General features: G+C 68.1%; 26 protein-coding genes. 16 read left to right on the top strand and 10 right to left on the bottom strand.

The genetic code is table 11. The features are described 5' to 3' along the window. Nucleotides 1-58 precede the first annotated feature (58 nt). Nucleotides 59-451, top strand: coding sequence for a VOC family protein (locus JTJ31_RS20985; RefSeq protein WP_207540702.1), 393 nt, complete (start codon nucleotides 59-61; stop codon nucleotides 449-451). Nucleotides 452-663: 212 nt separating this feature from the next. On the opposite strand, the gene JTJ31_RS20980 is transcribed toward JTJ31_RS20985, so the two are convergent. From JTJ31_RS20980 to JTJ31_RS20970, 3 genes are read right to left on the bottom strand one after another with little or no spacing between them, the layout of a single operon-like run. Beyond that, entirely contained in the window at nucleotides 664-1,524 is an 861-nt protein-coding gene (locus JTJ31_RS20980) for an alpha/beta fold hydrolase (RefSeq protein ID WP_207540701.1), read from the bottom strand. Further along, nucleotides 1,521-1,898: a hypothetical protein gene (locus JTJ31_RS20975; RefSeq protein ID WP_207540700.1), complete on the bottom strand. Its 378-nt coding sequence runs from the start codon at nucleotides 1,896-1,898 to the stop codon at nucleotides 1,521-1,523. The genes JTJ31_RS20980 and JTJ31_RS20975 overlap by 4 nt, the downstream gene beginning before the upstream one ends. After that, nucleotides 1,895-3,127: an ABC transporter substrate-binding protein gene (locus tag JTJ31_RS20970; protein WP_207540699.1), complete on the bottom strand. Its 1,233-nt coding sequence runs from the start codon at nucleotides 3,125-3,127 to the stop codon at nucleotides 1,895-1,897. Before JTJ31_RS20970 ends, JTJ31_RS20975 begins: the two co-directional genes overlap by 4 nt. 317 nt (nucleotides 3,128-3,444) lie before the next feature. Here JTJ31_RS20970 and JTJ31_RS20965 point away from each other — a divergent pair, with 317 nt between their 5' ends. The 3 genes from JTJ31_RS20965 (at nucleotide 3,445) to JTJ31_RS20955 (ending at nucleotide 6,216) form a co-directional block, all read left to right on the top strand. Then, nucleotides 3,445-4,737, top strand: a complete 1,293-nt coding sequence (locus JTJ31_RS20965) for an aspartate aminotransferase family protein (RefSeq protein ID WP_207540698.1) — start codon at nucleotides 3,445-3,447, stop codon at nucleotides 4,735-4,737. A 124-nt stretch (nucleotides 4,738-4,861) separates the two neighbouring features. Next, a complete protein-coding gene (locus tag JTJ31_RS20960; protein ID WP_207540697.1) occupies nucleotides 4,862-5,080 on the top strand; it encodes a hypothetical protein in 219 nt (72 codons plus the stop codon). A gap of 452 nt (nucleotides 5,081-5,532) precedes the next feature. Further along, nucleotides 5,533-6,216 (top strand): hypothetical protein, encoded by a 684-nt coding sequence (locus tag JTJ31_RS20955; RefSeq protein ID WP_207540696.1) that lies wholly within the window; start codon nucleotides 5,533-5,535, stop codon nucleotides 6,214-6,216. 199 nt (nucleotides 6,217-6,415) lie between these two features. Here the strand turns inward: JTJ31_RS20955 and JTJ31_RS20950 are convergent, their stop codons facing one another. The 3 genes from JTJ31_RS20950 to JTJ31_RS20940 all read right to left on the bottom strand — a co-directional run bounded on the left by JTJ31_RS20950 (nucleotide 6,416) and on the right by JTJ31_RS20940 (nucleotide 8,515). Next, nucleotides 6,416-7,042: a LysE family translocator gene (locus JTJ31_RS20950; protein ID WP_207540695.1), complete on the bottom strand. Its 627-nt coding sequence runs from the start codon at nucleotides 7,040-7,042 to the stop codon at nucleotides 6,416-6,418. A gap of 193 nt (nucleotides 7,043-7,235) precedes the next feature. Continuing rightward, nucleotides 7,236-8,195 (bottom strand): Bug family tripartite tricarboxylate transporter substrate binding protein, encoded by a 960-nt coding sequence (locus JTJ31_RS20945; RefSeq protein WP_207540694.1) that lies wholly within the window; start codon nucleotides 8,193-8,195, stop codon nucleotides 7,236-7,238. Then, entirely contained in the window at nucleotides 8,192-8,515 is a 324-nt protein-coding gene (locus JTJ31_RS20940) for a cupin domain-containing protein (RefSeq protein ID WP_207540693.1), read from the bottom strand. Before JTJ31_RS20940 ends, JTJ31_RS20945 begins: the two co-directional genes overlap by 4 nt. Before the next feature lie 243 nt (nucleotides 8,516-8,758). Between JTJ31_RS20940 and JTJ31_RS20935 the strand changes: the two genes are divergently transcribed. Genes JTJ31_RS20935 through JTJ31_RS20925 form a run of 3 tightly spaced genes read left to right on the top strand, consistent with a single transcriptional unit; the run spans nucleotide 8,759 to nucleotide 11,698 of the window. Continuing rightward, nucleotides 8,759-10,063 carry a CmpA/NrtA family ABC transporter substrate-binding protein gene (locus JTJ31_RS20935; protein WP_207540692.1) on the top strand — a complete coding sequence of 435 codons (1,305 nt, stop codon included), beginning with the start codon at nucleotides 8,759-8,761 and terminating at the stop codon, nucleotides 10,061-10,063. Further along, on the top strand, nucleotides 10,044-10,928 hold the full coding sequence (locus tag JTJ31_RS20930; protein WP_328805789.1) for an ABC transporter permease: 885 nt from the start codon (nucleotides 10,044-10,046) through the stop codon (nucleotides 10,926-10,928). The genes JTJ31_RS20935 and JTJ31_RS20930 overlap by 20 nt, the downstream gene beginning before the upstream one ends. Continuing rightward, nucleotides 10,925-11,698, top strand: coding sequence for an ABC transporter ATP-binding protein (locus tag JTJ31_RS20925; protein ID WP_207540691.1), 774 nt, complete (start codon nucleotides 10,925-10,927; stop codon nucleotides 11,696-11,698). Before JTJ31_RS20930 ends, JTJ31_RS20925 begins: the two co-directional genes overlap by 4 nt. Nucleotides 11,699-11,707: 9 nt before the next feature. Here the strand turns inward: JTJ31_RS20925 and JTJ31_RS20920 are convergent, their stop codons facing one another. From JTJ31_RS20920 to JTJ31_RS20910, 3 genes are all read right to left on the bottom strand, one after another. Then, nucleotides 11,708-12,709, bottom strand: a complete 1,002-nt coding sequence (locus JTJ31_RS20920; protein WP_207540690.1) for a molybdopterin-dependent oxidoreductase — start codon at nucleotides 12,707-12,709, stop codon at nucleotides 11,708-11,710. Nucleotides 12,710-12,785: 76 nt separating this feature from the next. After that, nucleotides 12,786-13,697, bottom strand: coding sequence for a LysR family transcriptional regulator (locus tag JTJ31_RS20915; protein WP_207540689.1), 912 nt, complete (start codon nucleotides 13,695-13,697; stop codon nucleotides 12,786-12,788). A 68-nt stretch (nucleotides 13,698-13,765) separates the two neighbouring features. Continuing rightward, entirely contained in the window at nucleotides 13,766-14,764 is a 999-nt protein-coding gene (locus tag JTJ31_RS20910) for a carbon-nitrogen hydrolase family protein (protein ID WP_268957114.1), read from the bottom strand. A 295-nt stretch (nucleotides 14,765-15,059) separates the two neighbouring features. Between JTJ31_RS20910 and JTJ31_RS20905 the strand changes: the two genes are divergently transcribed. The 6 genes from JTJ31_RS20905 (at nucleotide 15,060) to JTJ31_RS20880 (ending at nucleotide 20,458) form a co-directional block, all read left to right on the top strand. Then, the gene (locus tag JTJ31_RS20905) at nucleotides 15,060-15,779 is read left to right on the top strand and encodes a DJ-1/PfpI family protein (protein WP_207540687.1); all 720 of its coding nucleotides are present in this window, start codon (nucleotides 15,060-15,062) and stop codon (nucleotides 15,777-15,779) included. 121 nt (nucleotides 15,780-15,900) lie between these two features. Further along, nucleotides 15,901-16,761, top strand: coding sequence for a branched-chain amino acid ABC transporter permease (locus tag JTJ31_RS20900; RefSeq protein ID WP_207540686.1), 861 nt, complete (start codon nucleotides 15,901-15,903; stop codon nucleotides 16,759-16,761). After that, nucleotides 16,758-17,726: a branched-chain amino acid ABC transporter permease gene (locus JTJ31_RS20895; RefSeq protein WP_207540685.1), complete on the top strand. Its 969-nt coding sequence runs from the start codon at nucleotides 16,758-16,760 to the stop codon at nucleotides 17,724-17,726. The genes JTJ31_RS20900 and JTJ31_RS20895 overlap by 4 nt, the downstream gene beginning before the upstream one ends. Further along, a complete protein-coding gene (locus tag JTJ31_RS20890) occupies nucleotides 17,723-18,469 on the top strand; it encodes an ABC transporter ATP-binding protein (protein WP_207540684.1) in 747 nt (248 codons plus the stop codon). The genes JTJ31_RS20895 and JTJ31_RS20890 overlap by 4 nt, the downstream gene beginning before the upstream one ends. Continuing rightward, a complete protein-coding gene (locus JTJ31_RS20885) occupies nucleotides 18,466-19,179 on the top strand; it encodes an ABC transporter ATP-binding protein (RefSeq protein WP_207540683.1) in 714 nt (237 codons plus the stop codon). The genes JTJ31_RS20890 and JTJ31_RS20885 overlap by 4 nt, the downstream gene beginning before the upstream one ends. Before the next feature lie 22 nt (nucleotides 19,180-19,201). Next, nucleotides 19,202-20,458, top strand: coding sequence for an ABC transporter substrate-binding protein (locus JTJ31_RS20880; RefSeq protein WP_207540682.1), 1,257 nt, complete (start codon nucleotides 19,202-19,204; stop codon nucleotides 20,456-20,458). A gap of 85 nt (nucleotides 20,459-20,543) precedes the next feature. Here the strand turns inward: JTJ31_RS20880 and JTJ31_RS20875 are convergent, their stop codons facing one another. Continuing rightward, nucleotides 20,544-21,527, bottom strand: coding sequence for a Bug family tripartite tricarboxylate transporter substrate binding protein (locus tag JTJ31_RS20875; RefSeq protein WP_207540681.1), 984 nt, complete (start codon nucleotides 21,525-21,527; stop codon nucleotides 20,544-20,546). A gap of 198 nt (nucleotides 21,528-21,725) precedes the next feature. Between JTJ31_RS20875 and JTJ31_RS20870 the strand changes: the two genes are divergently transcribed. Genes JTJ31_RS20870 through JTJ31_RS25090 form a run of 3 tightly spaced genes read left to right on the top strand, consistent with a single transcriptional unit; the run spans nucleotide 21,726 to nucleotide 24,572 of the window. Further along, nucleotides 21,726-22,847 carry an NAD(P)/FAD-dependent oxidoreductase gene (locus tag JTJ31_RS20870; protein WP_207540680.1) on the top strand — a complete coding sequence of 374 codons (1,122 nt, stop codon included), beginning with the start codon at nucleotides 21,726-21,728 and terminating at the stop codon, nucleotides 22,845-22,847. Then, nucleotides 22,828-23,136 carry a (2Fe-2S)-binding protein gene (locus JTJ31_RS20865; RefSeq protein ID WP_207540679.1) on the top strand — a complete coding sequence of 103 codons (309 nt, stop codon included), beginning with the start codon at nucleotides 22,828-22,830 and terminating at the stop codon, nucleotides 23,134-23,136. The genes JTJ31_RS20870 and JTJ31_RS20865 overlap by 20 nt, the downstream gene beginning before the upstream one ends. Beyond that, nucleotides 23,133-24,572 (top strand): FAD-dependent oxidoreductase, encoded by a 1,440-nt coding sequence (locus JTJ31_RS25090; RefSeq protein ID WP_207540678.1) that lies wholly within the window; start codon nucleotides 23,133-23,135, stop codon nucleotides 24,570-24,572. Before JTJ31_RS20865 ends, JTJ31_RS25090 begins: the two co-directional genes overlap by 4 nt. Nucleotides 24,573-24,858 lie beyond the last annotated feature (286 nt).

The raw sequence follows: 24,858 nt of genomic DNA, 5'->3' as shown, positions 1-24,858 counted from the left end.
GCTAGCCTCCGCCGCTGATCCGCCTCAAACATTCCTTCCCCGCCAGGAGTAGAGACCCATGGTCGAGTTTCGGTGTGACCACATTCACCTGCGTTCCCCAGATCCAGAGCGCACGGCCCGCTTCTATGTCGATGTCCTCGGCGCCCGCGACGCCGGCAGCGTGCAGGCTCGTGGTGCTCTCCGGCGCATGGTGGAACTCGGCGGGCTGAACATCTTCATCGAGGCGGTGCCGGACACCACGCCCTCGCCTCCGCCGGCCCCTTTCATGGGGCTGGAGCATGTCGGCTTCGCCGTCAGTGATCTGGACGCGGCGCAGGCCAAGCTTGCGGCGCACGGCGTGAGCCTGCTCGGGGCCGGCATCGAACAGGTCCGCCCTGGCGTCCGCATCGCCTTCATCGAAGGTCCCGAGCGCGTGCGCATCGAGATGATCGAGCGCAAGCCGACCCTATAATCCCAAACGGCGTACTCGCCGCGCAGAACTTAAAGAGACTCTGAAGCGACAGGGGTTCGAGGAGGTCCTCCCCCCAACGAGTTGGAGCCCCGGAATGAGGACTGGGGCGCCGCGAGGGCCTCCGCGCCACCTGCCTTTCTGGCAGCCAGAAGCCCGGGGACCATCACGACAAGCCCCGCCAGTCGCGGGGTTTGTCACGATAATTTACAGCCTCATGGTGCCATTCGCGCCATCGCCGCAGAGCGAACCTGCTCCAGCACCGGCCGCAGGAACTGGGCGAAATGCTCGTAATTCTCGCTCATGGGGAAATGGCCGAGCCGGGACATGATCGTCACATCGCTGCCGGGGATGTGCCGCGCCGTTTCCCGCGTGGCCTCCGGTGAGCAGGAGTAGTCGTACTCCCCGGTCAGCAGCCAGACGGGACACTGCGCCGTGTCGATGGCGGCGAGACGCGCGCGCAGGTCGCCTTCGGCCTTGTAGAAGTGCAGGTCGCCGCGGAATACCCCGGGGCCGCCCTGCATGTAGTGCCACAGCGTCTCCCAGCGCTCCATTTCAGGCGATTGCGGCGCCATGAGTCCGGACACGATGCCGGCGCAGACCTCGCCGCCATGCACGTCCGGCCGGTGGGTCCATTCGGTGTCGTAGTAGGGATCGACGTGAGAGGAGGATTGCAGGCCGATGACTCCGCCCAGACGCGAACCATGTGCCGCCGCCAGTTCCAGCACCACGCGTCCGCCGATGGAGCAGCCCATCACCACCGGCCGGTCCAGGCCGAGCGCGTCGGAAACGCCGAGGATCGCCTCGACATAGGAGGCGGTGGTGAGCCTGTACTCCTCGCGCCACCAGCCATCGGGCGGGGAGGACTTGCCATGCCAAGGCAGGTCGAAGGTGATGCAGCGGAAATGCTGCGTGACCTGCGGGTCGTTCAACAGCCCACGCCATTGCCGTGTGTCGGAGCCAGCGGTGTGCAGGCACAGCAGCGGAATGCCTTGGCCTGCTTCCTCGATATAAATTCGGTGCGGCCTGCCACCGAGGGAAACGGCCATGTAGCCGCCGCGGATCGGCTCCATCATGCCGCGGCGCTCATCGTCTGGCTGCGCAGCGTGGCGAAGGCGGCCTTGAACCACAGCAGATGGCTCATGAAGGGATGCAGATTGCCTTCCAGCCGCAGCTCCCTCCCGCGCAACAGGGCCATCAGGTCATGACGTCCGGGTGGCGGCTCGGGCGAGAGGAAGGCGCGCCACGCCTCTGGCTCGATGCGAATGGCAAGGGTCCAGGATGGCATGAGGAAGGGACCGCGGCGCACGGATTCCACCGCGCCGTCGCGCAGCCGCAGCAGCCATTCCTCGGCCCCGATGGCGAGCAGCACGTCGGCATCCAGGAAGCGGCCCCAGCGGCGCAGCATCGGGTCGCCATTCACGAGGCCCGGAAGCTCCTCCGGGGTCATGCTGGCACCATGGCGCAACCCGCGCCCGCCATGGGTCGGAAGGCCCGTTCAGCGGGGATGGTGCGGACGGTGTCGTAGTAGTCCCAGGGACCTTTGCTTTCCTCCGGTGTCTTGACGCGGAAAAGATACATGTCGTGCACCTTGCGGCCATCGGCGCGCACCGTTCCCTGCCCGAAGAGCGGATCATCGGTGCCGTTCGCCTTCATCCAGGCGATTGCGGCGCGGCCGCTGGCATTCCCGCCCAGCGCCTCGCGCGCCTTGAGGTAGTGGAGCACGGCGGAATAGCCGCCGGCGTGGATCATGCCCGGCTTGTGCCCGGCCATCTGGGGCGCGTAGCGGGCGGAGAAGGCGCGTGTGTCCTCGTTCATGTCCCAATAGAAGGCCTCGGTGAGCGTCAGCCCCTGCGCTGCCTGCAATCCCAGGGCGTGCACGTCCGCGATCTGGAACAGCAGCGCAGCGAGGCGCGTGCCGCGGCGGGTGATGCCGAACTCGGCCGCCTGCTTCAGGCAGTTGACCGTGTCGATGCCGGCATTCGCCAAGCCGATCACCTTCGCCCGGCTGGCCTGCGCCTGCACGAGGAAGGAGGAGAAGTCGGTCGTGCCGGGGAAGGGGGGGCGCGCCGTGCCGAGAACGCGGCCTCCGGCCTCCCGCACGAAGCCCGCCGTGTCGGCTTCAAGCGCGTGGCCGAAGGCGTAATCAGCCGTGATGAAGAACCAGGTATCCGCCCCGTCCGCCACCAGGGCGCGCCCGGTGCCAGCGGCGAGGGACCAGGTGTCGTAGGTCCAGTGCACGTGGTTCGGGCCGCAATTCGCCCCTGTCAGGGCTGCGGAGGCGGGGCCGGTGAAGAGCGCGACCTTGTCCTTCTCGGCTACCAGCCCCGCCAAGCCAAGCGCGACCGAGGAGACCGGCACGTCCAGGATGGCGTCCACGCCCTGCCGATCGAGCCAGTCGCGCGCCACAGCGAGGCCAACATCCGGGCGATTCTGGAAGTCTGCCTGGATGACCTCCACCCGCAACCCTGGACGGGACCGCATGAAATCCTCGGCCGCCAACTTCGCGCCGACCACCGAGCCCTGCCCGGTATTGGCAGAGTAGGGGCCGTTCATGTCGCTGAGAACGCCGATCTTCACGCTGCGCGCCGGCTGCGCCCGGATAGCCGGCGCAGCAAGCGACGTGGCTGCAACGGCGCTGCCGATCAGCAGGGAGCGCCTGCCGCTCTGTGTTCTCATGCTCCGTCTCCTCCCAATTCGATGCTTGGTCCGAAGCTTGCAGCACAGGTCGGATGAGTTGAAGGGCTCCGGACCCTCCTTTTCCGCCCCCTGGCCGAGGCCGTGTCCCTCCGCGCCCTCGAAAGGCAGATCTGACCGAGGCCCGTGCCGAAAGATCAATACTATGCGGCCAGCCGCCCATCCGGCAGGCGGCATTTCACAGCTTCGCAGCCCAGCAACTGGTGCGGGAGGGTAGGGGTGCTGGCGCGCCGGTCCCCTTGCGGTCCGCCCTTGTGTTGGGGGCATAGTATCGGCGCGAGGAAGCGGAGAGGCCGAAGATGCATGTGAGCAGCGAGCAGCAGAAGCTGGTGGAGATGGCGCGCCGCGTGCTGCCCGCCGGCTCCTTCGGCAACGTGGCTGCCGAGGTCATCATTCGTGAAGGCCGCGGTGGCCGCGTCCGCGACGTCAGCGGCAACGAGTTCGTCGACTTCCTCATCGGATCCGGCCCAATGCTCGTGGGTCACGCCCATCCCGAGGTGAATGCGGCGGTCGCCGAGCAGCTCGGGCGTGGATCGACCTTCTTCGCCAACAACGAATACGGCATCATGCTTGCCAACGAGATCGTCGAGGCGTTGCCCTGCGCCGACCAGGTGCGATTTGCCTGCACCGGGACCGAGGCTGACGCCATCGCCATGCGCGCGGCCCGCGCCTTCACCGGGAAGAGCAAGATCCTCAAGTTCGAGGGCGGCTACCATGGCATGAGCGACTACGCCCTCATGAGTCTCGCCCCCGAACGGTCGAGCAACTCGGAGCGCCCGATCCCAGACTCGGCCGGCATTCCGGACTCGATCCAGGGGGAGATGCTCGTCGCCCCGTACAATGACCTTGAAGCCACCAAGCAGATCATCCATCGCCACAAGGCGGAACTCGCCGGCGTCATCGTCGAGCCGATGCAGCGCCTGCTGCCACCGGTTCCGGGCTTCCTGCAGGGGTTGCGCGACATCACCGCGGAACTCGGCATCCTGCTGATCTTCGACGAGGTGGTGACGGGCTTCCGCCTCGCTTATGGCGGCGGTCAGACCTATTACGGCGTCACGCCTGACCTCTGCACGCTGGGCAAGGTGATCGGCGGTGGCTATCCGCTCTCGGCGATTGCCGGACGCGCCGAGATCATGGCGCATTTCGACAAGGAGAGGGCCGGCGCAGGCTTCATGCCGATGATCGGCACGCTGAGCGGCAATCCGGTCGCCTCGATCGCGGGCCTCGCGACGCTCAAGATCCTGAAGCGCCCCGGCGCCTACGAAAAGCTCCACGCCACCGGCAATGCCATCCGCGAGGGCCTTGCCAATGCGCTGCAGAGGAACGGCATCCCGGCGGTCATCAAGGGCGAGCCGCCGATGTTCGACGCGATCTTCACCAGCCGCGCGAGCGTCAACAACTACCGGGAGTCCATCGACATCCATCGGCCCACCATGCGTCGCTTCAACGACCTAGTGCGCGAGCGTGGCGTCCTGAAGGGCGACAGCAAGATCTATGTCTCTCTCGCCCATGACGAGAAGGATGTGAGCGACGCGGTCTCGGCCTTCGAGGAAGCCGCGGCGATCGCCGCCAGCGAACGCGTCGCCGCCTGAGCGGGCGGGAGGGCGGCGGCCCTGTGAGCCGAGGTGAGGCGGTGTCCGCCGTCATGCCGCTCGGAATTATAAGGCAAGTGAAGGCTTAAGTTTCAGGGCATTCCCTTGCGAAGGAGGTCACACGGTGGCGAACGAGGATTCCCTGGCCCAGGCGGAACGGCACGTTCGCGAGGGCGAGGAGCGCGTGACGCGCCAGCGCGCCATCGTCGAGGAGCTGGAGCGGGACAATCACCCTGAAGCCGCCGCGCTGGGCAGGGCGACGCTTGAGACCTTCCTCGCGACCTTGGAGCAGATGCGCGAGCACCTGCGCCTGGAGCGCAAGCGGTACGGTCTTGAGCCCTGAAACGACGAAGCCCCGCCGAGGGCTGGCGGGGCTTCTCGAAGCCGCAGAAAGATAGTGAGTGGTTGGCGGCTCCGGCCTGGGGCGTCCCCGAGGACTTGCATCCCCGGCACCGCTCTTCTGAGTGGAGGAGCGGGGACAAGAGCCATAACGCCTGTGGGACGATAGGTTTTCGTCGGCCATCGGCTCGGGTCCGGGGCGACCCCGGCGGACGGTAGAACGTGCCGAAAACAGCATGCTTGAGCCCTGTCGGTATTCTTTACAGTCTAGCTTGGCTGCAAGCGGATCAGAAAAAAAATCTTGCAATAACAATGGCTTATCGCTTTGGCATAATGCTTGCTTTTTCATGCAATCGACGGGCCGGACTGCTCGTTGCAAAACCTTGAAGGGCTCGTCGCCGAACTCTGCAGGGTCTGGACGCACCAACGATACACCGGTCCCAGGAGGACTAATTGATGAAGAAGCTGGCACTACTTGCGACGACCGCCGCGTTTGTGGGTCTGAGCGCTATGGCCCAGGCGGCGCCGACGACGATCATCACCTTTGCGCAGGACGCGACGGCGAACACCATCACCGCCACCGCCAACGGCGGCAACACCGCGACGACGCTGGCCGGGACGAACGTTCTGGTGACGGTCTCTGGCTACGCGGACAGCACGCCGACTCCCTTTGATGCCTACCTGACCCTGAATGCGACCAGCACGGGCGCCGCGTCGCTCGTCGCGGGGACCGACGTGTTTCAGCCCTTCGCCGGCAGCTTTACCATCACCTCGGGCTTGGGCGGCGCCGGCATCAACTACCTGTCGGGCACCTTCGCCGACATCGCCCTGGCCGGTTCTCGCGTCGCTGGACCCAACGGGGGCTTCCAGGCCAGCCTGGTCGCGAGTGATCCGCCGGGCTCCGTGAGCTTCACCTCCGACCAGATCCCCGCCTCCAAGCTCGGCGACCCGTCCTCCATCGGCTTCACCTTCACGGCGCTGTCTCAGGCGCTCGGCATTTGCGGCTCGACGATCTGCAGCTTCACGGCGAGCGTCAGCGGCAATGCGAGCGCTTCGGCCGTGCCGGCGCCGGCGGGTCTGGCCTTCCTCGGCATTGGCCTGCTCGGCCTCGCCGCGGTTCGTCGCAAGGTCGCTGCCTAAGCACAAGCCGCTTTCTCGAGCGGTGTGAAACAGGGTGGCCCTGGCTCTCGCGAGCCAGGGCCGCTTCTGTATGGGGCCTGCGGCTGCAGGCAGGCGGCATGGCAGCGGCGTTGCAAGAGAGGGCGTCAATGTCGTCCCGGAGGCGGCCGGGTGCCCCTACGTCACGGAAAGCACCTGCGGACGGGCTGCAGATCCGGCGCTACCGGGTTGTCGTGGCCAGCACCGCCCCGATCCCCACGAAGGTGCCGCCTGCGGCGCGGTTGAACACCTTTCCATGGCGACCCAGCCACGGCGCGATCCGCCCGGCAAGGCCGGCCAACAGCAATTCGTAGATCACCTCCACCACGACGAATGTGCCACCGAGCAGAAGTAGCTGCGTGGCGAAGGGGACGCCCGGAACCATGAATTGCGGCATGAAGGCCGCGAAGAACAGCAGCGCCTTGGGGTTCGACACGGCAACGAACAACCCGTCCCCGAACAGCCGCAGCGCGCGTGCTGCATCGCGCTCTCCCTGCGGGTCGGGATCACGGGTCAGGACCGGTGCCGGTGCACGCCAGAGCCGCACGCCGAGATAGACGAGGTAGGCGGCGCCCGCCCACTTCGCCGCCGTGAACGCCACCTCGGAGGCTGCGAGAAGCGCGCCCATGCCGGCGAGCGAGGCGGCGATCAGGAGGAGAAAACCAAGCGCGCCACCCAGCACGGTCCAAGTGGCCGAGCGCAAACCGAAGCGGGCGCCATGAGTGAGCGCGAGCAGCCCGTTCGGCCCCGGCGTGAGCGAAAGCCCGATCGCAGCGACGAGGTAAACCAGCCAAAACTCGAAGCTCATCGCGTGCCTCTCCCGATCTCGCCGAATAGCGAAGACGCTGATTGTCGAGGCGATGGAGGCAAACGTCGAGATCGGCGGCTAACCACCGCGCAACGATGCGCTTCTCCGCAGTCGCTGCGCTGGCGCTAGAGTGGTTCGTCCGGAGGGCTAGCCGCGTGCGATGAAGCTGCGGGCAGCCCAGCCGCCCGTGCCGTCAGTCCAGCTTCGCGCCCGAACTGCGCACCACCTCGGCCCAGCGAGGCAGGTCGCCGCGAAGCTGCGCTCTCAGGACTTCTGGTGGGCCACCCACGGGCTCGGAGCCTTGGGCAGCCAGCCAGCTCCGCAGCTCGGGGGTGGCGAGAGCCGCATTCACCTCGGCGTTGAGCCGGGACAGGATCGCGCCGGGAGTGGCCGCAGGGGCCAGCAGGCCCTGCCAGGACACCACCACCAGATCCGCGAAACCGGCCTCCCTCGCCGTCGGCACGGCCGGCAGGGCAGGGGAACGCGCTTCCCCGGTGACGAGCAGCGCGCGGAAGCGGCCGTCGCGCACATGCTCGGTCACGGCGGGCAGGCTGACCCAGAGCGCGCTGACCACGCCCGCCAGCAAATCCGTCACGGCCGGGGCCGCGCCGCGATAGGGCACGTGCTCGAAATCACGCAGGCCAGCGGCGCCGCGGAACAACTCTCCTGTCAGGTGGCCGATGCTCCCATTGCCGGGGGATGCCCAGCTCAAGGGGGCGCTCCGCGCCGCGGCGAGCAGGGCTGGCAGGTCACGCGGACCATCGGCGCGGACCACCAGGGTCTGTGGCGCCGCGATCGTCTGGATCACCGGCGCGAAATCGCGCATCGGGTCATAGGGGACACGGCCATAGAGGGCCGGGTTGATCACCAGCGAGTCCCAGCCGACCAGGATCGTGTGGCCATCCGGCGCGGCGCGGGCGACGTGCTCGAAAGCCAGGTTGCCGCCCGCGCCGGGCCGGGGCTCCACCACCACGGGCTGACCCAGTGCAGGGGAGATCTTGGCTCCGATCAGCCGGGCCAGCGCGTCCAGGCTGCCACCCGAGGCGAGCGGCAGCACGAAACGTATCGGACGCGTGGGCGCCCACGCCTGGGCCTGGCCTGCGTGCGCGGCGAGGAGTGCAGGGAGGGCGAGCAGCAGGCGGCGCGAGGTCATGCGTCCCTCAGGCGCTGGAAATCGCGCGTGCCCACGCCCTGGATGAGGAGGAAGGAGCAATCGGCCCCGCCTGCATTGGACAGACGATGCGGCCGTCCGGCAGGGGTCCGGTGGCTGCCGCCGGGCGTGAGCCGCAGCTTCTCCTCGGGCTCGCGCAACTCTACATTCAGCGCGCCCTCGAGAAGCACGCAGAGATCGTCCGTGGCGCTATGCCGGTGCCAGGGAATCTCCTCCCCTGGCGCGAGTGTGAGGCGGCGGACGGTGATGTCGGTGCCGGTCATCACCGCCTCCACCGATTTCACTTGGTAAGGGACGGCCATGAGGTGAGTTCCCCGTCGTGATGCCGCTCAGCATGACAGGGGCCAGGCCGATGTCCCTGGGGAAAAATCGCGAGACCATTTGCAGGGCTGCGCGTCCCTTTCTCCGCGCGTTGTTCAAACCGCGCGGGCGACCCCGGCCCGTTGCGCGCGCCGGCGAGGCCCCTTGCAGAGATTCCCGCACCGTCTGTCCGGGCCTGCTGTTAGCCTCCCCACAAAGACAAGGAGGCGAAGATGAGACCGAGGATGGCAGGCCGTCATGGGCCTGGGCTGTGCGGCTGCGGCGATCAGCCTCTCGGCTGCTCACCGGCCGGGGCGACCTCGTCCGCGGTGGAGGGCGGGCTGATCCGTGCCGTCTTCCCGGACCGGGTGCTGCGACGGCGCCTTCTGCGCAGTGTCGGTGCCGGCACGCTCCTGGCCGCACTCGGCGACCTGCTGCCGCTTGGCGACCTCCATGCCCTCGCGCAGGAGCGGGCTGCGCCGGAGAAGCGCACCCTCAAGGCGGGATTCCTGCCCCTCACCTGCGCCGCGCCGCTGGTCATCGGTCATGAGCGCGGCATCTACGCGAAGCACGGCATCGCCCTCGACCTCGTCAAGGTTCCTGGCATCGCGCTGATCCGCGACCGCATGCTGGCCGGGGAACTCGACATCTCGCAGCAGGTCATGCCGGTCGCTCTGTCCACCACCGCGGGCGTCGGCGGCACAGTAATCCCGACCAAGGTGCTGACCGTGCTGAACCAGAACGGCAACGCGCTGGTTCTGGCCAACCGCCACCGGGAGAATCGCGATCCGCGTAACTGGCGGGGCTTCCGCTTCGCCGTTCCCTTCGAGCAGTCGCACCAGAACCTGCAACTGCGCGCCTATGTCGCCAATGCGGGGCTGGATCCGGATCGCGACATCGTCATCCGCGTCACGCCGCCAAGTGAATACGTCTCCCAGCTGCGCGTCGGCAGCGTGGATGGGTTCTTCGGAGGCGAGCCGGGACCACAGCGCGCTGTCTATGAAGGCGTGGGCTTCATCCATGCCCTATCCAAGGAGATCTGGGACGGGCATCCCTGCTGCTCCATCACCGCGACGAGCGCATGGATCCAGCAGCACCCCAACACGTTCCTCGCCGCGTTCCGTGGCGCGGTGGAGTCCGGCGTGCATTGTGCGGATCCTGCCTCGCGCTCGGGCATGGCGCCGATCCTGGCTCGGGCCGAATACGTGAATGCGCCGGAGGTGGTCCTGAACCAGGTCCTGACCGGCCGCTACGCCGACGGGCTGGGGCAGGTGAGGAGCACCACGGATCGCGTCACCTACAATCCCTTCCCCGATTATGCGATGGCGGTGTGGCTGACGGTGCAGATGCAGCGCTGGAACATGCTGCCCGGCAGCACCGATGCGAAGGCCCTGGCGCGTGAGGTCATGCTGGCGACAGACGCGCAACGCCTTCTGCGCGAGGCCGGCGCCTCGGCTCCCGAGCCCGGCTTCGGGCGGCTGACCGTGCTGGGCCGGCCCTTCGACAGCAACGATCCGCAAGGCGAACTCCGTGCCGCTCGACGCGGGTGAGCCGCAAGCGATGGTGCAGCCGAAGCCCAGGGTCCACCCGCTGGACCGGCCCGGCGTGGGTGCCATCCTCCTTGGCATCGTCATTTTGGCGGCGTGGCATTGGGCGACGACTGGTGGCTCCGTCACCGAGGCCGTCGATCCCGAATACGCCGCGCTGATGGGGGGCGCTGCTGCACAGGCCGGAGCCGGGCTGCCTTCGCCTGCCGCGGTGCTGGAGAAGGCAGGCGAACTCGCCGCCCGTGCCTTCGACGGCTCGACGCCCGGCAATCTGGGCATTGGGCTCCACCTCCTAGTGTCGCTGGGCCGCGTCGCGCTGGGCTGGGTGATGGCGCTCGCCGTGGGGCTGCCGCTGGGCTTCGCCATCGGCCTTTCGCCACGCCTCAGCCGCGCGCTGGATCCGTATTTCCAGATCCTGCGGCCGATCTCCCCTCTCGCCTGGATGCCGCTCGCCCTTTACGCGCTGAAGGACAGCGCGGCGGCGGCGATCTTCATCATCTTCATCTCGGCGCTCTGGCCCATCCTGCTGAACACCGCGGCGGGCGCTGCCGGACTGCGCGCCGAATGGCGCAACGTCGCACGCGTCTTCGGCCTGTCGCGGCTGGAAACGGTGTGGCGCGTGGTCCTGCCGGCGACCGTGCCGATGATCCTGGTCGGCGCCCGGCTTTCGATCGGCATCGCCTGGTTCGTCATCGTCGCGGCCGAGATGGTGGGGGCGCAGTCGGGCATCGGCTATTTCATCTGGAACGAATGGAACAACCTGCAGATCGCGGCGATGATCGTGGCCATCTTCTTGATCGGCGGCGTCGGATTGGCGCTGGATCAGGCACTGGCCGCGGCCGGGCGGCGATGGGGCTTCGCCGAATGAGCGCCGCCGTCGAGATCCGCGACCTGTCGGTTCGCTTCGGTCCCTACCTTGCGCTGGACCGCGTCTCCCTGTCGGTGCGCCCGGGAGAGGTGGTGGCGCTGATCGGGCATTCGGGATGCGGCAAGTCCACGCTGCTGAACGCGGTGGCCGGCCTCCAGGCCGCGTCGGGCGGAAGCGTCGCGTCGGGCGGCCGCCCTGTCACCGGCCCTGGGCCGGACCGGGCCATGGTGTTCCAGAGCCACGCCCTGCTTCCCTGGCTGAGCTGCCGAGAGAACGTGCTGCTGGCTCTGCGCCCCCGGTTCCGGGGCGAGGCACAGGCGCGGCTGCGGGAACGGGCGGACTCAGCCCTGGGCAGGGTTGGCCTCTCCGCCGCGGCAGAGCGTCGGCCGAATGAGATTTCCGGCGGCATGAAGCAGCGGGTCGGAATTGCGCGCGCCCTCGCGATCGAACCGCAGGTGCTGCTGCTGGACGAGCCCTTCGGTGCCTTGGACGCACTGACCCGTGGCGGGCTGCAGGAGGAGTTGTCCCGTATCGTGGAGGCGAGCGGCACCACGGTCCTGCTCGTCACGCATGATGTGGACGAGGCGCTGCTTCTCGCCGACCGCGTCGCGCTGATGAGCACGGGGCCCGGTGCGCGGATCGCACGCGTGGTGCCCGTGCCGCTGGCTCGGCCGCGTGACCGCCGGACCCTGGCCGAGCAGCCGGGCTACGCCTCGCTGAAGCACCAGATGCTGGACTTCCTCTATGGCGGCCACCACGCGGCGGCTTGAAGCCCTCCTTCAGCCTTCGCGCACCACAACCTCCACGGCATGGACGGCGTTGCGGGCGCCATCCAGCGGCTGGGTGGCGCCTGCCGCATCGGTGGCGCGGCACATCAGCCGGGTCGCGCCGCGGCGGAGGAAATGCCATTGGAGGGACCAGGCCTGCCATGCCCGGTCGCGCCTCTCATCCAGCCGGGCCACGCACCAGCCCTCGCCGCCATCCTCGCTGACCTCGACCCGGGTGACAGGCGCGTCGGACCAGGCCCAGCCGCGCAGCTGGGAAGTGGCTCCGAGGAGATCACCGGGCGCAGGCGTGGTGAAGACGGCCTCGGGCGCCAGCGACCAGACAGGCCGGGCGGTCCCATCCGGCAAGCGGTCATTGTAGTAGGTGGTGGTGAAGGGACCATCGGCGCGGCGTTCGGCCAGGATGAGGCGCCAAAGCCATTTGACGGAATTCGTCCCAAAGAAGCCAGGCACCACCAGCCGCAAGGGCCCGCCATGTTCATCTGGGATGGGCGCGCCGTTCAGGCGGGTTGCCAGCAGGACGTCTTCCGCCACACGCCAGAGAGGCAGGTCCTTTCGATAGAAGGGCACCGGAGTTCCCGCGAAGGTCCCGCCATCGGCGCCGTCCGACCAGAGGAAGGCGGCACCGGGCGTGACGCCGGCTGAAGCGAGCACCTCCGTCAGCCGGACCCCCTCCCAGATGACGCAGGCGGCACGACGCGTTGGCACGGTCGGCTCCAGCGGGCTGCCGGCACATTGGTGAACTGCTTCCACCCTCGCCTGCGGCATCGCCTTCAGCTCGTCGAGCGACAGGGTCAGCGGCCGATCCACCATGCCCTCGACGCGCAGGCTCCACCCGGAAACCTGCGGCCGTGCGATGCCCAGATGCGCCAGCATGAAGAGCTGGTCGGTGGGCGTCACGGCAGCCGTCATCTGGTGCGGCTGCAACGGAATGCGACGCGTCAGCCCGGGAGGATCCAGTGTGACGCGCGGCGCTGCTTCGGGCATCTCGGTCATGCCGAAAGGCTGCGCCAATCCGGGGCCGTGGAAGAAGGCGGCATCGGCGCGAGGGGCCGTGCAGCCACGCGCCTTCTCACTCCTCCGCGCCTTCCAGGAGGAAGCGGTGGTCGGCCGCCAGCGTCTCCTCCAGGAAGCGCACCGTCTCGCGCAGCCGCGGCACCCAGGCCAGATCCTCGTGCACCGCGAGATAGACCGGCCGCTCCGTCCGGACATGCGGCTTGAGCACGGGCACGAGGCGCGGATCGGTTTCGCCTGCGAAGGAGGGCAGCAGTACCAGCCCAGCCCCGTTTGCCGCTGCGGTCGCCTGCGCATACATGGAGGAGGACCGGAAACAGACCTGCGGCGCGGAGACCACGTCCAGCAGCCAGTGTACCTCGGGGATCTGCACGAGATCCTCGACGTAATCCACGAAGCGGTGATGCGCGAGGTCCTCGGGCGCCTTGGGCGTGCCGTGCTCCGCGAGGTAGGTCGGGGATGCGTAGAGGAACAGCGCAAAGCCGCCGATGCGCCGGATCTCCAGCTTCGGTCCGCGCATCGGCACGAAGGACAGGCTGATATCAGCCTCGCGCTTCGTGAGGTTGAACAGGGCCGGCGAGGTGACCAGCTCGACCATGATTCCGGGATGGCGTTGCGCGAGAAGGGGCAGGCGCCGCGCCAGATAATGCGCCGCGATGCCCTCCATGCTCGCCACACGCACCCGGCCCGAGACGCCGGCTCCTGGCCCTGCCTGGCGGTCGGCTATGGCGAGGGCCTGGGCCTCCATTGCCTCGGCGTGCGGCATCAGGGTCCGGCCGGCCTCGGTCAGCGCGAAGCCATCGGCGTTGCGGTCAAACAGCTTGAGGTCGAGCGCCTTCTCCAGCTCCGCCACGCGCCGGCTCACCGTCGTGTGGTCCACGCGGAGGCGGCGCGCCGCCGGGGCGAGCCGGCCTTGCCTCGCCAGCTCCAGGAAGAACGGCAGGGTGCTCCAGTCGAGCTGTCTCGGCATCACTCCTGCATCCATGAATGGGATGCCGGATGCTCGCAGGCTGCTGGCCGGGCAGGCAAGCGTCGTGTTCAGGCTGCCGGGTCGATGTCGGGATAGGTGCGGCCCAGGCCAGGGCTGTCCTCGAAGCGGATGGGCTCGCGCGGCGTGCGGTCCACGGACAGGCGGAAGATGTCGAAGCGGTTGTAGTAGCCGACCACGTCATGGAACTGCTTGGGCTCGACGCAGGCGGCGAGGTCCATCTCCACGAGCAGCAGCCCTTCCTCGCGCTGGCTCTGGCCGATCTGCCGGCCATCGGGCCCGATCGCCATGCTCACCGCCCGTGGCGTGCCTTTCACCACGCGGGCCGCCTCGGGCGAAAGGGAGGAGAGCGCCTCAGCCGCCACGCGGCCGAGCAGGGAGGAGGCGACGAGGGTGAAGCACTTGGCCTCGAAGGAATGCGCGCCGCAGCGGATGCGGATCGCCTCCTCGATGTCGTAGGCTGCGGCATCGCCGGGCACGCGTGTGGGCCAGATCGGCGGGAAGGTGGCGAGGTGGAGCTGCTCGCCCTCGGCCATCAGGCTGTAGCGGGCGAGGGGATTGGTGTTCTCGCCACAGATCAGAACGCCGACGCGTCCCATGGGTGAATCCACCACGCGCAGCCCCTCGGCGTCGCCCGGCGCCCAGACCAGCTTTTCGTAATAGGTCGGCACCAGCTTGCGGCGGTGGTTCAGCACCGTGCCGTCCGGCCCCAGCAGCATGTTGCTGTTCCACAGGCAGCCAAGCGAAGCATCGGTGGATTCGCTGAAGCCGAAGGAGACGTGAACGCCATGCCGCCGCGCAGCCTGGCGAAGCCGCATGACCTCTGGCCCGTCGGCGCGGATGGAGTTGGCGGCGAAGCGTGCAAAGAAATCATGGGTGAGGATGGGCGCAGCGAGCGCCGTCCATGCCGGAAAGCCGGGAATGAAGCTCTCCGGGAAGGCGATCAGCCCGGCGCCCTTCCGCGCAGCCTCGGCAATCGCGTCGCAGGCCTTATCCGCCGTTGCGGCGGCGTCCATCCATACCGGCGCCAAATGTGCAGCGGCAACCATGATCCTCGGCAGGGGCATGAGGGCGTTCCTCGGTTTCCCCGATCATGCCGTGACGATAGTGGGCAGTGGCACCCGCCATCGTTGCAAACGCCGTCGCGCGTTTGCGCAGGCCTCCGGCCCTGGCGGCGTGACGGCCCGTTGAACGGTGATCGGAGTTGCGGGCCCATCCTCTTGCGTCCAAACTCGAGGAGCTAGGGAAGTGATTCCTCGATCCTGATGGCGGCTACGCTTGCGTCCTGAGCTGCACGCCGCGCTCTGCTGCAAGCGGCCCCCATTTTCCAGAAGGGCCAAGAGCATGATCGACCCCGACCGTCACTTGCAGATCGGCTCGCTGCTGTTCGAAGGGCTCGACCAGATCGACCTGACGGGGCCCTTCGAAGTGCTGTCGCGCATTCCGAACTCCACTTACCGCATCTTCAGCAAGACGGCAGAGCCGGTTCGGGACGTCCGCGGTTTGCGGCTTTCGCCCGATGCGCGGCTGGCGGATGCGCCGCAGCTGGACATCCTCCATGTCCCCGGCGGCTTCGGCCAGGAAGCGCTGATGGAGGATGCGGAGGTCCTGGACTGGTTGCGCGCCCAGGCCGCAGATGCGCTTTGCATTTTCTCGGTCTGCACGGGGGCCTTGATCTGCGGCGCTGCTGGCCTGCTTCGCGGCCGGCGCGCCACCACGCACTGGGCCGCGTTCCATCTGCTGCCCTATTTCGGCGCAATCCCGGTCGATGAGCGGGTCGTGGAGGACGGCAATCTGGTCTGCGCCGCGGGCGTCACCGCTGGCATAGACGGCGCCCTCCGAGTGGCGGCGCGGGTGCGAGGCGACGCGGCCGCCCAGGGCATCCAGCTCTACATGCAATACGCGCCAGAGCCGCCTTTCGCCTCCGGCACGCCGGACACCGCCCCGAGGGAGGTCCTCGCTGCCGCGCGCACGGCGGTTTCTGCCATCACGGAGAAGCGGGAAGCGACGGCACGGCGAATCGCCGCAAGGCTTGGCGTGGAGACGGCGGCCGTCGGCGGATAGGGCCGCGGGCCCTGGAACCGCTGCAAGTGCCGTTGCACGTATGTCCGTGGCGGCTTCCGTCGGGGGCATTAAGGTTGCGTAACAGGGAAGCGCCGGCCGGCCGCGGATGGATCGGAGATGCATGCAAGACATCGTCATACTTGCCCTTAACGGGCTCGCCTGGGGCCTCATCATTGCGTTGATCGCGCTGGGTCTATCCGTGATTTTCGGGCTTCTGGACGTCATCAATGTCGCGCATGGCGACTTCTTCATGGTTGGTACCGTGCTGGCCTGGGTCGCGGTGGATGTGACCGGCAGCTTCGCGATCGCGCTAGTCCTGGTGCCCCTCTTCGGATTGCTGCTCGGCGCCGTCACGGAACGCATCGCCATCCGCCCGGTGCTGTCCACCATCGTCCTCACGGTGGTGTCCACGCACGGTCTTGGTCTCATGCTGCAGGAGGGTGTTCGCGCCACCTTCGGCGCGACCCCCCGCCGCCTCCTGGCGCCCGTAGGGGGCACGGTCACGCTGCCGGGCGGTGTTCTGTATGACACCTACCGCCTGGTGGCCGCCGGGGCGGCTGCCCTGGCGCTCCTGGCCTTCTTCGCCTTCCAGCAACGGACGCGCTTCGGCACATGGATGCGCGCCGTGCGCCATGACCGGGAAACCGCCATGACGCTCGGCATCCCCGTACAACGCGTCCAGCTCATGACCTTCAGCATCGGGGCCGGCCTGGCGCTGCTGGGCGGGGTCATCGCCGCCCCCATCACGACCGTGGATTTCCGCGCGGGTATCGAGATTTTGCCGACCTGCTTCATGGCGGTCATCATCGGCGGCCTTGGCAATTTGCCCGGCACGGCGGCGGCTGCCGTCCTGCTCGCGGTGACGGAGGGCGTGGTCAGTGCGGTGCTCGACCCCTCGGCGGCGCGGATCGTCAGCCTATGCCTGATGTCCGCTGTGCTGTTCCTTCGCCCGCACGGGCTTTTCGCGGGGGCACGGGCATGAGCGCCCTGTCCGTCAATCGCGCGCTGACGCTTCTCCTGCTGATCGCGCTCGTCGCTGCTCCTCCGCTGCTCGGCTGGATGGAGGTGGATTTCTGGCTGGTCGTACTGACTGAGATCCTGATCTGGGGACTCCTCGCGTCCTCCGCCAACCTGCTCTTCGGGCAGGTGGGCCTGCTCTCCTTTGGGCAGGCGCTGTATTTCGGCTTCGGCATGTATGGCGTGGCGATCGGCATCGACCGCTTCGGCCTCGGCCTGTGGCCGGCGATGGGGCTGGGCATCGCGGCCTCGCTGGGCATGGCGGCCGTGGCCGGGCTCGTCGCGGTGCGGCTCACCTGGCACTACTTCGCGATCATCACGGTGGTATTCTCGCTGATCTTCTACTTCCTGGCGCTGCGGCTGAAGCCGATCACCGGCGGCGATGACGGGCTGTCCTTCGCTGCGCCGCCGATCCTCGACTGGGGGAGTCTTCGCCTGACCTTGGGGGATGACGCGACGCAGTACTGGTTCGTACTGCTGATCGTCGTGCTGGCCTTCGCGTTGCAAGCCCGGCTTCGCGCCAGCGCCCTGGGGCGCGCCTTCGCAGCTGTGCGGGAAGGCGAACGCAAGGCCTCGCTGCTCGGGATCGACGTGCTGCGCGTGCGCTGGATCGCCTTCGTCATCGCGGGCGGCCTGGCGGGGCTGGCCGGTGCGCTCTTCGCGCTGTTCGGCCGCTACGCCTCCGCCACCCACATGTACTACACGGTTTCCGGCGAGGCCGTGGTCTGGACCGTGTTGGGCGGCGCCGGAACGCTTCTTGGGCCAGCGATCGGCGCCGCGCTCCTGATCCTTGTGCGCGAGGAGCTTTCGACCGTCTGGGAGCATTACCCGCTGATCGTCGGCGCGCTGACCATCGCGGTTGTCGTCTTCGCGCCCAAGGGAATCGCCGGGGGCTGGAACCTCATGCTGGCACGGGTCCTGGGCCGATGAGCGTGCTGGAGCTTGAAGGCGTCTCCCGGCAATTCGGCGGGTTGCGGGCGGTGGATGGCGTGACGCTCTCCATCGGCAGCGGCATCACGGCGCTGATCGGCCCGAATGGGGCCGGCAAGACCACGCTTTTCAACCTGATGTCAGGCCTGCTCCCGGTCAGCAGCGGCCGCATCCGGTTTCGTGGCCAGGACATCACCAAGCTGCCGGCGCATCGTCGCGCGAAGCTCGGCATGGCGCGCACCTTGCAGATCAAGCAGGTCTTTGCCGGCCTGACCGTGCTCGAGAACACATGGATCGCGGCGCGCCAGCGTCACCGCCCGCTCGATCCCTTTCGGCCGGCCGCCAATGACCGGGCCACCCGTGCCGCGGCCGAGGCCGCGCTCGAAACCATGGGGCTGGAGGCCATGGCCGGTCGCCAGGCCGGCAGCCTGGCCTATGGCGACATCGCATTGCTCGAGATCGCGATGGCCCTTGCGACGCAGCCCGCCCTGCTCCTGCTGGACGAGCCTGTCTGCGGCATGTCGCCGTCCGAGACCGAGCGCACCGTGGCCCGCATCCGCACTCTGAGCGCCACCACCGATGTCGTGATCGTGGAACACGACATGGATGTCGTCTTCGGCCTGGCCGACCGGGTCGTGGTGCTGGCCGAGGGCCGCGTGCTGGCGGACGGACCACCAGCCGTCATCGCCCGGGAACCAGCGGTCCGCGAGGCCTATCTCGGCGAGGATGAGGAGGCGGCATGAGCACTCCTCTGCTTGAGGTCCGGGGCATCTCCGCGAGTATCGGACGCGTCCCGGTGCTGTTGGATGTCTCGCTGGCCGTGCCTGGGCGCAGCGTGGTCGGGCTGCTGGGCAGGAACGGCGTCGGAAAGACGACTTCGCTGCGCTGCGTGATGGGCACGATCGCCGCCACCGGTGGCAGCATCTCCTTCGCCGGCGCCGACATCACGCGGCTGGACGCCCATCGTCGGCCAGGGCTCGGCATCGGATATGTCCCACAGGGGCGTGGCATTTTTCCCCTGCTGACCGTGCGGGAGAATTTGCGCCTCGGCGTGCGCGGAGTGCCGGATGCCACCATCGAGGAGGCACTGCTGAACCGCTTCCCGCGTTTGCGGGAGCGGCTGTCGCAGAAAGCCGGCACCATGTCGGGGGGCGAGCAGCAGATGCTCGCCATCGCCCGCGCGCTCATGACCAAGCCGCGCCTGCTGATCCTGGATGAGCCGACGGAGGGGATCATGCCCCGGCTCGTCAGCGAGATCCGCCGCTTCATCGCGGAGATCGCAGCCAGTGGCATCGCGGTGCTGCTGGTCGAGCAGAATCTGAAGGCCGCCCTGGCCATCGCCGATCACGTGGTCGTGATGGAGCGCGGCCGCTCCGCCTTCTCCGGGCCGCCAGCGAGCCTACGTGCCGACCCGGATCTCGTTCACCGCCTGCTTGGCGTCGGTATACCGTGATGATCCTCAAGGAGAACGATCGATGACCCATCGTCGCAGTTTCCTCCAGACCGCATTCGCGGGTGGCCTCGCATCGGTGGCCATCACCCGCGACCTTTATGCCCAGGCCTCGGGGCCCATCGTCATCGGCCACCAGATCGAGCTGACGGGCGGCTTCTCCTCCTGGGGCTATTGGCACGACAAGGCAGCCAAGGCTGCGGCGAAGCTGATCAACGAGGGCGGCGGCATTGCCGGGCGCCGCCTCGACCTGGTCACCGAGGATACGGAGAGCAACCCGGCCGCCGGGGCACGCAAGCTGCGCAGCCTGGTGCAGCGCAATCGCGCCTCCTTCATCCAGGGCTCCGTCCACTCGGGCGTCATGCTGGCCTCCATTCCCCTGGCTGCGGAATTGAAGACCATCTACTTCTCGACCGGCGAGGCGACGGAGGCGACGGGCTCCCGCGGCTCCCGCTGGGCCTTTCGCACTGGGTCGGACACCTACTCCCTCGCAGGCGCTGCCGCTCCCTGGGCGTTCAACAACCTCGGCAAGACCTGGACCATGATCTTCCCCGACTATGCGTGGGGACACAGCCATTACCAGGAACACAAGGCGGTGATCGAGCGCCTCGGGGGGAAGGTCTACGACCCCATCGCGGTGCCGCTGGATGCGCGCGACCTCCTTCCCTACCTCACGCGCATCCCGCAGGACACCGAGGTGCTGTTCAGCGTCTTCTTCGGGGCGCAGTCCATTGCCTTCTACACCCAGGCGAAATCCATGGGCCTCGCACGCACCATGAGGATGTACAGCGTGTCTGGCACGATCGAGGCGATCGCTCCCGAGGATATCGACGGCGCCGCCGAAGGCGTCGTGGTGGTCGAGAACTTCCCGCGCGTGCTCTCCGCCAAGGATGACGAGTTCCACCGGGAGCACTTGCGCCTGATGGAAGTGGATGATGTGCACGCGCGGGAGGCGAGTAGCCGCCGTGTCTATGCCAAGAGCCATGCCTGGCAGGCCTGGGAGAATTTGTTCCTGCTCAAGCGCGCCATCGAGAGCTCCGGCTGGCGCACCAAGAGGGACGATCCCGGCGTGGTCGAGGCCCTGGAAGGCATGGAGATGCCGAACAGCTTGGCTCACCCACAGGGGGCCAAGACGCTCCGCAAGCAGGACCATAGCGGCATGGTCGATACCTATATCAGCCGGGTCACCAACAACGTCCTGGCCCCGGTGCATAAGGTGACGAAGGAGAGCTTGGCCGAGAACTTGCCGCCGCGCTTCGACTTCAGCACCCAGGCGCTCTGACCCTCCCTGGGGCCGTGTGACTCATGACGGTTGCGGCGGCCGACGCCGCTCCGTCTGGCTCGGTCACGTCCGGTGCGATGAGGCGCTAGTCGATCCGGATGTTCCCTGCGCGGATGACCTGCCCCCAGGCCTGGATTTCGCGCTCCAGGAAGGCGGTGAACTGCGCCGGCGTCAGGTCCAGGGGAATGCCGCCCTGGGCTGCGATCCGCTCTTGCTCGGCCGGGGTGGCGATGAGGCGGCGGATCTCGGTGTTCAGTCGCTCCACGATCGGGGCTGGCGTTCCAGCGGGGGCGATCACGGCGGACCAGGTGCTGGCCTCGAAGCCGGGCGCGCCTTGTTCGGCGATCGTCGGAAGATCGGGGAAGCTTGGCATGCGCCGCGCCGCGCTGACGCCCAGCGCGCGCAGCGACCCCTGGCGAACGAGGGGCGAGGCGGATGTGCCGCTGTCGAACAGCACGTGGCAATTGCCGGCCATCGCGTCTGTCAGCGCCGGTGCGCTGCCGCGATGCGGAATGTGCTCCATCTCCAGCTCGAAGCGCTGCCGGAAGATCTCCGCCACCAGATGCGAGGGAGAGGCGACGCCGATCGAGCAGTAGTTGACGCGGCCACGGTTCTGACGCGCCCAGGTGACGAATTCGGACGCGCTGCGTGCGGGGAAGGTGGGCTGGACCACCATGAACAACGGCGTCGCCGAGGGAAGGGCGACATGCACGAAGGAACGCACCGGGTCATAGGGCGGGTTGGGCATCATCTGCGGCAGGATGGTCATCGGCCCGCTCGCCGTCATGGCCAGGGTGTAGCCATCCGGAGCGGCGCGTGCCACGGCCTCCGTCCCGATCACGCCCGAGCCGCCGCTGCGATTCTCGACCGCGACGGGCTGCCCCAGAACCGTCTGCAGCCGGGTCGCCACGATCCGCGCCAGCGTGTCCGTGCCGCCACCGGGCGGGAAGGGCACGATCATGCGAATGGGGCGCTGGGGCCAGGCTTCCTGGGCCCCGGCGCCGGGCGCCATGGCGATGCCTGTGGCCAGCACCAGTGCCGCCAGGATAGGCTTCCACGGTTGCGTCATCGAATTCTCCCCAGAGGCGCGGATCGCTTGACTCGTGCAGCGGACACGGAAGCCGACGCCAATGGGAGCAAAGCATCAAGCACAGCCATGTGCTACCCTTTGTGAACCACAGGGTGCTGGCAGCGGGATCGGATTGACCTAAGCTTCGCCTCCCCTGACCTTGCCGCGACAGAGAGGCGCGCTAGCCGAGGGCGATGAATGGGCGAGAGTTATGACGCGGCGATCCTTGGCGGCGGTCTGGTTGGCACCGCCATCGGGCTCGGCTTGGCCGGGCAGGGGCTCAGGACCGCCATCCTGGACGAAGGGGATGTCGCGCACCGCGCCAGCCGCGGGAATTTCGCCCTGGTCTGGGTGCAGAGCAAAGGCATGGGCATGCCGCGCTACTCGTCCTGGACGCGCGAGTCCGTACGGCTCTGGCCCGGCTTTGCCGCGTCCCTGCGCGAGGAAGCGGGGATCGACGTGTCGCTCCATCAGCCCGGCGGCTTCACCCTGGCCCTGAGTGAAGGCGAGCTGGAGCGTCGCGCCGCGAACATGGCGCGGCTGGTCATGCAGCCCGGCTTCGAGCACTTGGACTACGAGGTCTGGGACCGTGCACAGCTTCGCCAGGTCTTTCCGGAGATCGGGCCCGAAGTGGCAGGCGCGATCTACTGCCCGCTGGATGGGCACGTGAACTCGCTGCGGCTGTTCCGGGCGCAGCACATCGTCTTCGCCCGCCGCGGCGGCGCCTACCTCCCGAACTTCCCGGCCCAGGACATCACGCAGCTGCCGGGAGGCGGTTTCCGCATCCTCTCGGGTGACCGCAGCATCGAAGCGGAGCGGGTGATCCTGGCGGCGGGCATCGGCAATGCACGGCTGGCGCCGATGGTCGGTCTGGGAGCGCCGGTGCGTCCGCTACGTGGCCAGGCGCTGGTCACCGAGAAGATCGCGCCCTTCCTGAGCCACCCGATTGTCACGCTGCGCCAGACGGATGAAGGCGGCGTGATGATCGGCGACAGCCAGGAAGAAGCCGGTTTCGATGAATCCACGGGCCTCGGCATCCTGGGCGCCATGGCGGACCGCGCCGCAAGGATGTTCCCCAAGCTGGGACAGGCCAACATCGTCCGCACCTGGTCTGCGCTGCGCGTCATGACCAAGGACGGGTTCCCGATCTACCAGCAATCGGACGCGGCGCCGGGCGCCTTCCTGGCGACCTGCCACAGCGGAGTCACCCTGGCTGCCGTCCATGCCCTGACCGTCGCGCCGATGATCGCCGCTGGCGGACTCACCGACGCCCTCGATGCCTTCCACCCCAGGAGATTCCATGTTCCAGCGGCTTCCTGAGGCCTGTGATTCGGCAAGCCGGACGAGCATCCATTTCACCCTGGATGGCCTCCCCGCCGAAGGTTTCGCAGGCGACACCGTGGCTGCGGCACTGCTGGCACTGGGCCGTGACACCTGCCGCCAGACCGCGGTTTCCGGTTCGCCACGTGGCCCATACTGCATGATGGGCGTGTGCTTCGACTGCCTGGTGGTGATCGACGGCGTCGGCAACCGGCAGGGCTGCCTGGTTCCGCTGCGCGAGGGGATGGTCGTGGAAACCCAGGCCGGCAAGCGGGAGATCGGGCGATGACCCGCCTCGAACAGGTCAGCGACCTCCAGCCGAGCTACGACGTGGTCGTGGTCGGCGCCGGTCCTGCCGGCATGGCCGCTGCTACCGAAGCCGCGGCGCATGGCCTGGAGGTGCTGCTGGTCGATGAGGCCGTCTCGCCGGGTGGACAGATCTTTCGCGCGATCACCCAAACGCCGCTGCGGAATCGCGAGGTGCTAGGCGAGGATTACTGGAGGGGTCGTGCGGCGGCGGACAGCCTGCTTGCGAGTGGTGTGCACTACCTGCCCGGCGCCACGGTCTGGCACCTGGATGCAGGGCTCCAGTTCGGGCTTTCAGTGGGAGGACGTGCCGCTGCGGTGACGGCGCGGCGCGCCGTGTTGGCGACAGGCGCCCTCGAGCGGCCCTTCCCGGTCAAGGGCTGGACGCTGCCTGGCGTGATGAGCGCCGGTGCCGCGCAGACGTTGCTCAAGGCCTCGGGCATGGTGCCGCAGGGGCGCGTTGTGCTCGCCGGAACCGGACCGCTGCTTTGGCTGCTTGCGAGCCAGCTTGTCGCTGCCGGCCATCCACCGACCGCGATCCTGGACACCACGCCCACGGGAAATTGGCGGCATGCCGTCCGTGCGTTTCCTGGCTTCCTGCGCTCCCCTTATCTCGCGAAGGGCTTGCGCCTGCTGATGCGGGTGCGCCGGGCCGTGCGGGTCGTCCCCGGCGTCACCGAGCTTGCCATCGAACCCGGCGCTTCATGTGCCGCCGAGCTCGTGTTTCATCGAGGCATGCGCCCCGCGGAGCGAATGGCAGCGGATCATGTGCTGCTGCATCAGGGCGTGACGCCCAACGTCAACCTGGCAAATGCCGCCGGCTGCGCCCTCGAATGGAGTGAGCTGCAAGCCTGCTTCCGGCCCCGATCCGACGCGTGGGGCCGGTCGAGCATCGAAGGCATCGCGATCACCGGTGACGGGTCCCGGATTGCCGGCGCTGAAATCGCGGCGCTCCGCGGCCAGTTGGCGGGCCTCGATGCCGCCTGCGAACTCGGCCGCATGGATGCCGAGGCGCGTGACAAGCTGGCGGCGCCAATCCGCGCCAGGATTGCGACCTATGACCGGGGCCGCGAGTTCCTCGACCGGCTTTACCGGCCCAGCGACCATTTCCGCCTTCCGCATGATGAAGCGCTGGCCTGCCGCTGCGAGGAGGTCACCGGCCGCCAGCTGCGCGAAGTGGCTGCGCTTGGCGTGCCGGGTCCGAACCAGATGAAGTCCATGCTCCGCTGCGGCATGGGCCCATGCCAGGGACGGCTCTGCGGGCTGACCGTGGTCGAGGCGGTCGCCGCCGCGCGCGGCGTCTCGCCGGCCGATGTCGGATACTACCGGCTGCGCTCGCCGGTGAAGCCGATCACCGTGGCGGAGATTGCCTCGATGCCGCGCAAGGCATCCGATGAGAAGGCCGTGCTCAGGGTGTAGGAGTGAGGGTGCTTTCGTGTGGCTGTGACGCTTCCTGCAGCCTCCTGCCACTATGCTGTGCAGCGCGAATTACGTCATAGCGTGGTGACGATGGTCGGCCGGTAGGGCTGAGGATGGATAATACCCGGCACTCCCTCTCCATAGGCGCTCTCTATCGCGTTCATCGCCTCTATTGTCTGGGCCGATCATGCTGGATCGGTAGCATGGCCTCACTCCCGCAGCACGGGACCCACCGAGAGCCAAAGGACCCAGACCATGACCACCATCTCCTCCCCCGCCCCCGCCT

The organism is Sabulicella rubraurantiaca, from assembly GCF_017355885.1.
GTDB classification, from domain to species: Bacteria; Pseudomonadota; Alphaproteobacteria; order Acetobacterales; family Acetobacteraceae; genus Roseococcus; species Roseococcus rubraurantiacus.
The sequence above is the reverse complement of the archived record's forward strand: the minus strand, read 5'-3'. Positions and strand labels throughout refer to the sequence as shown.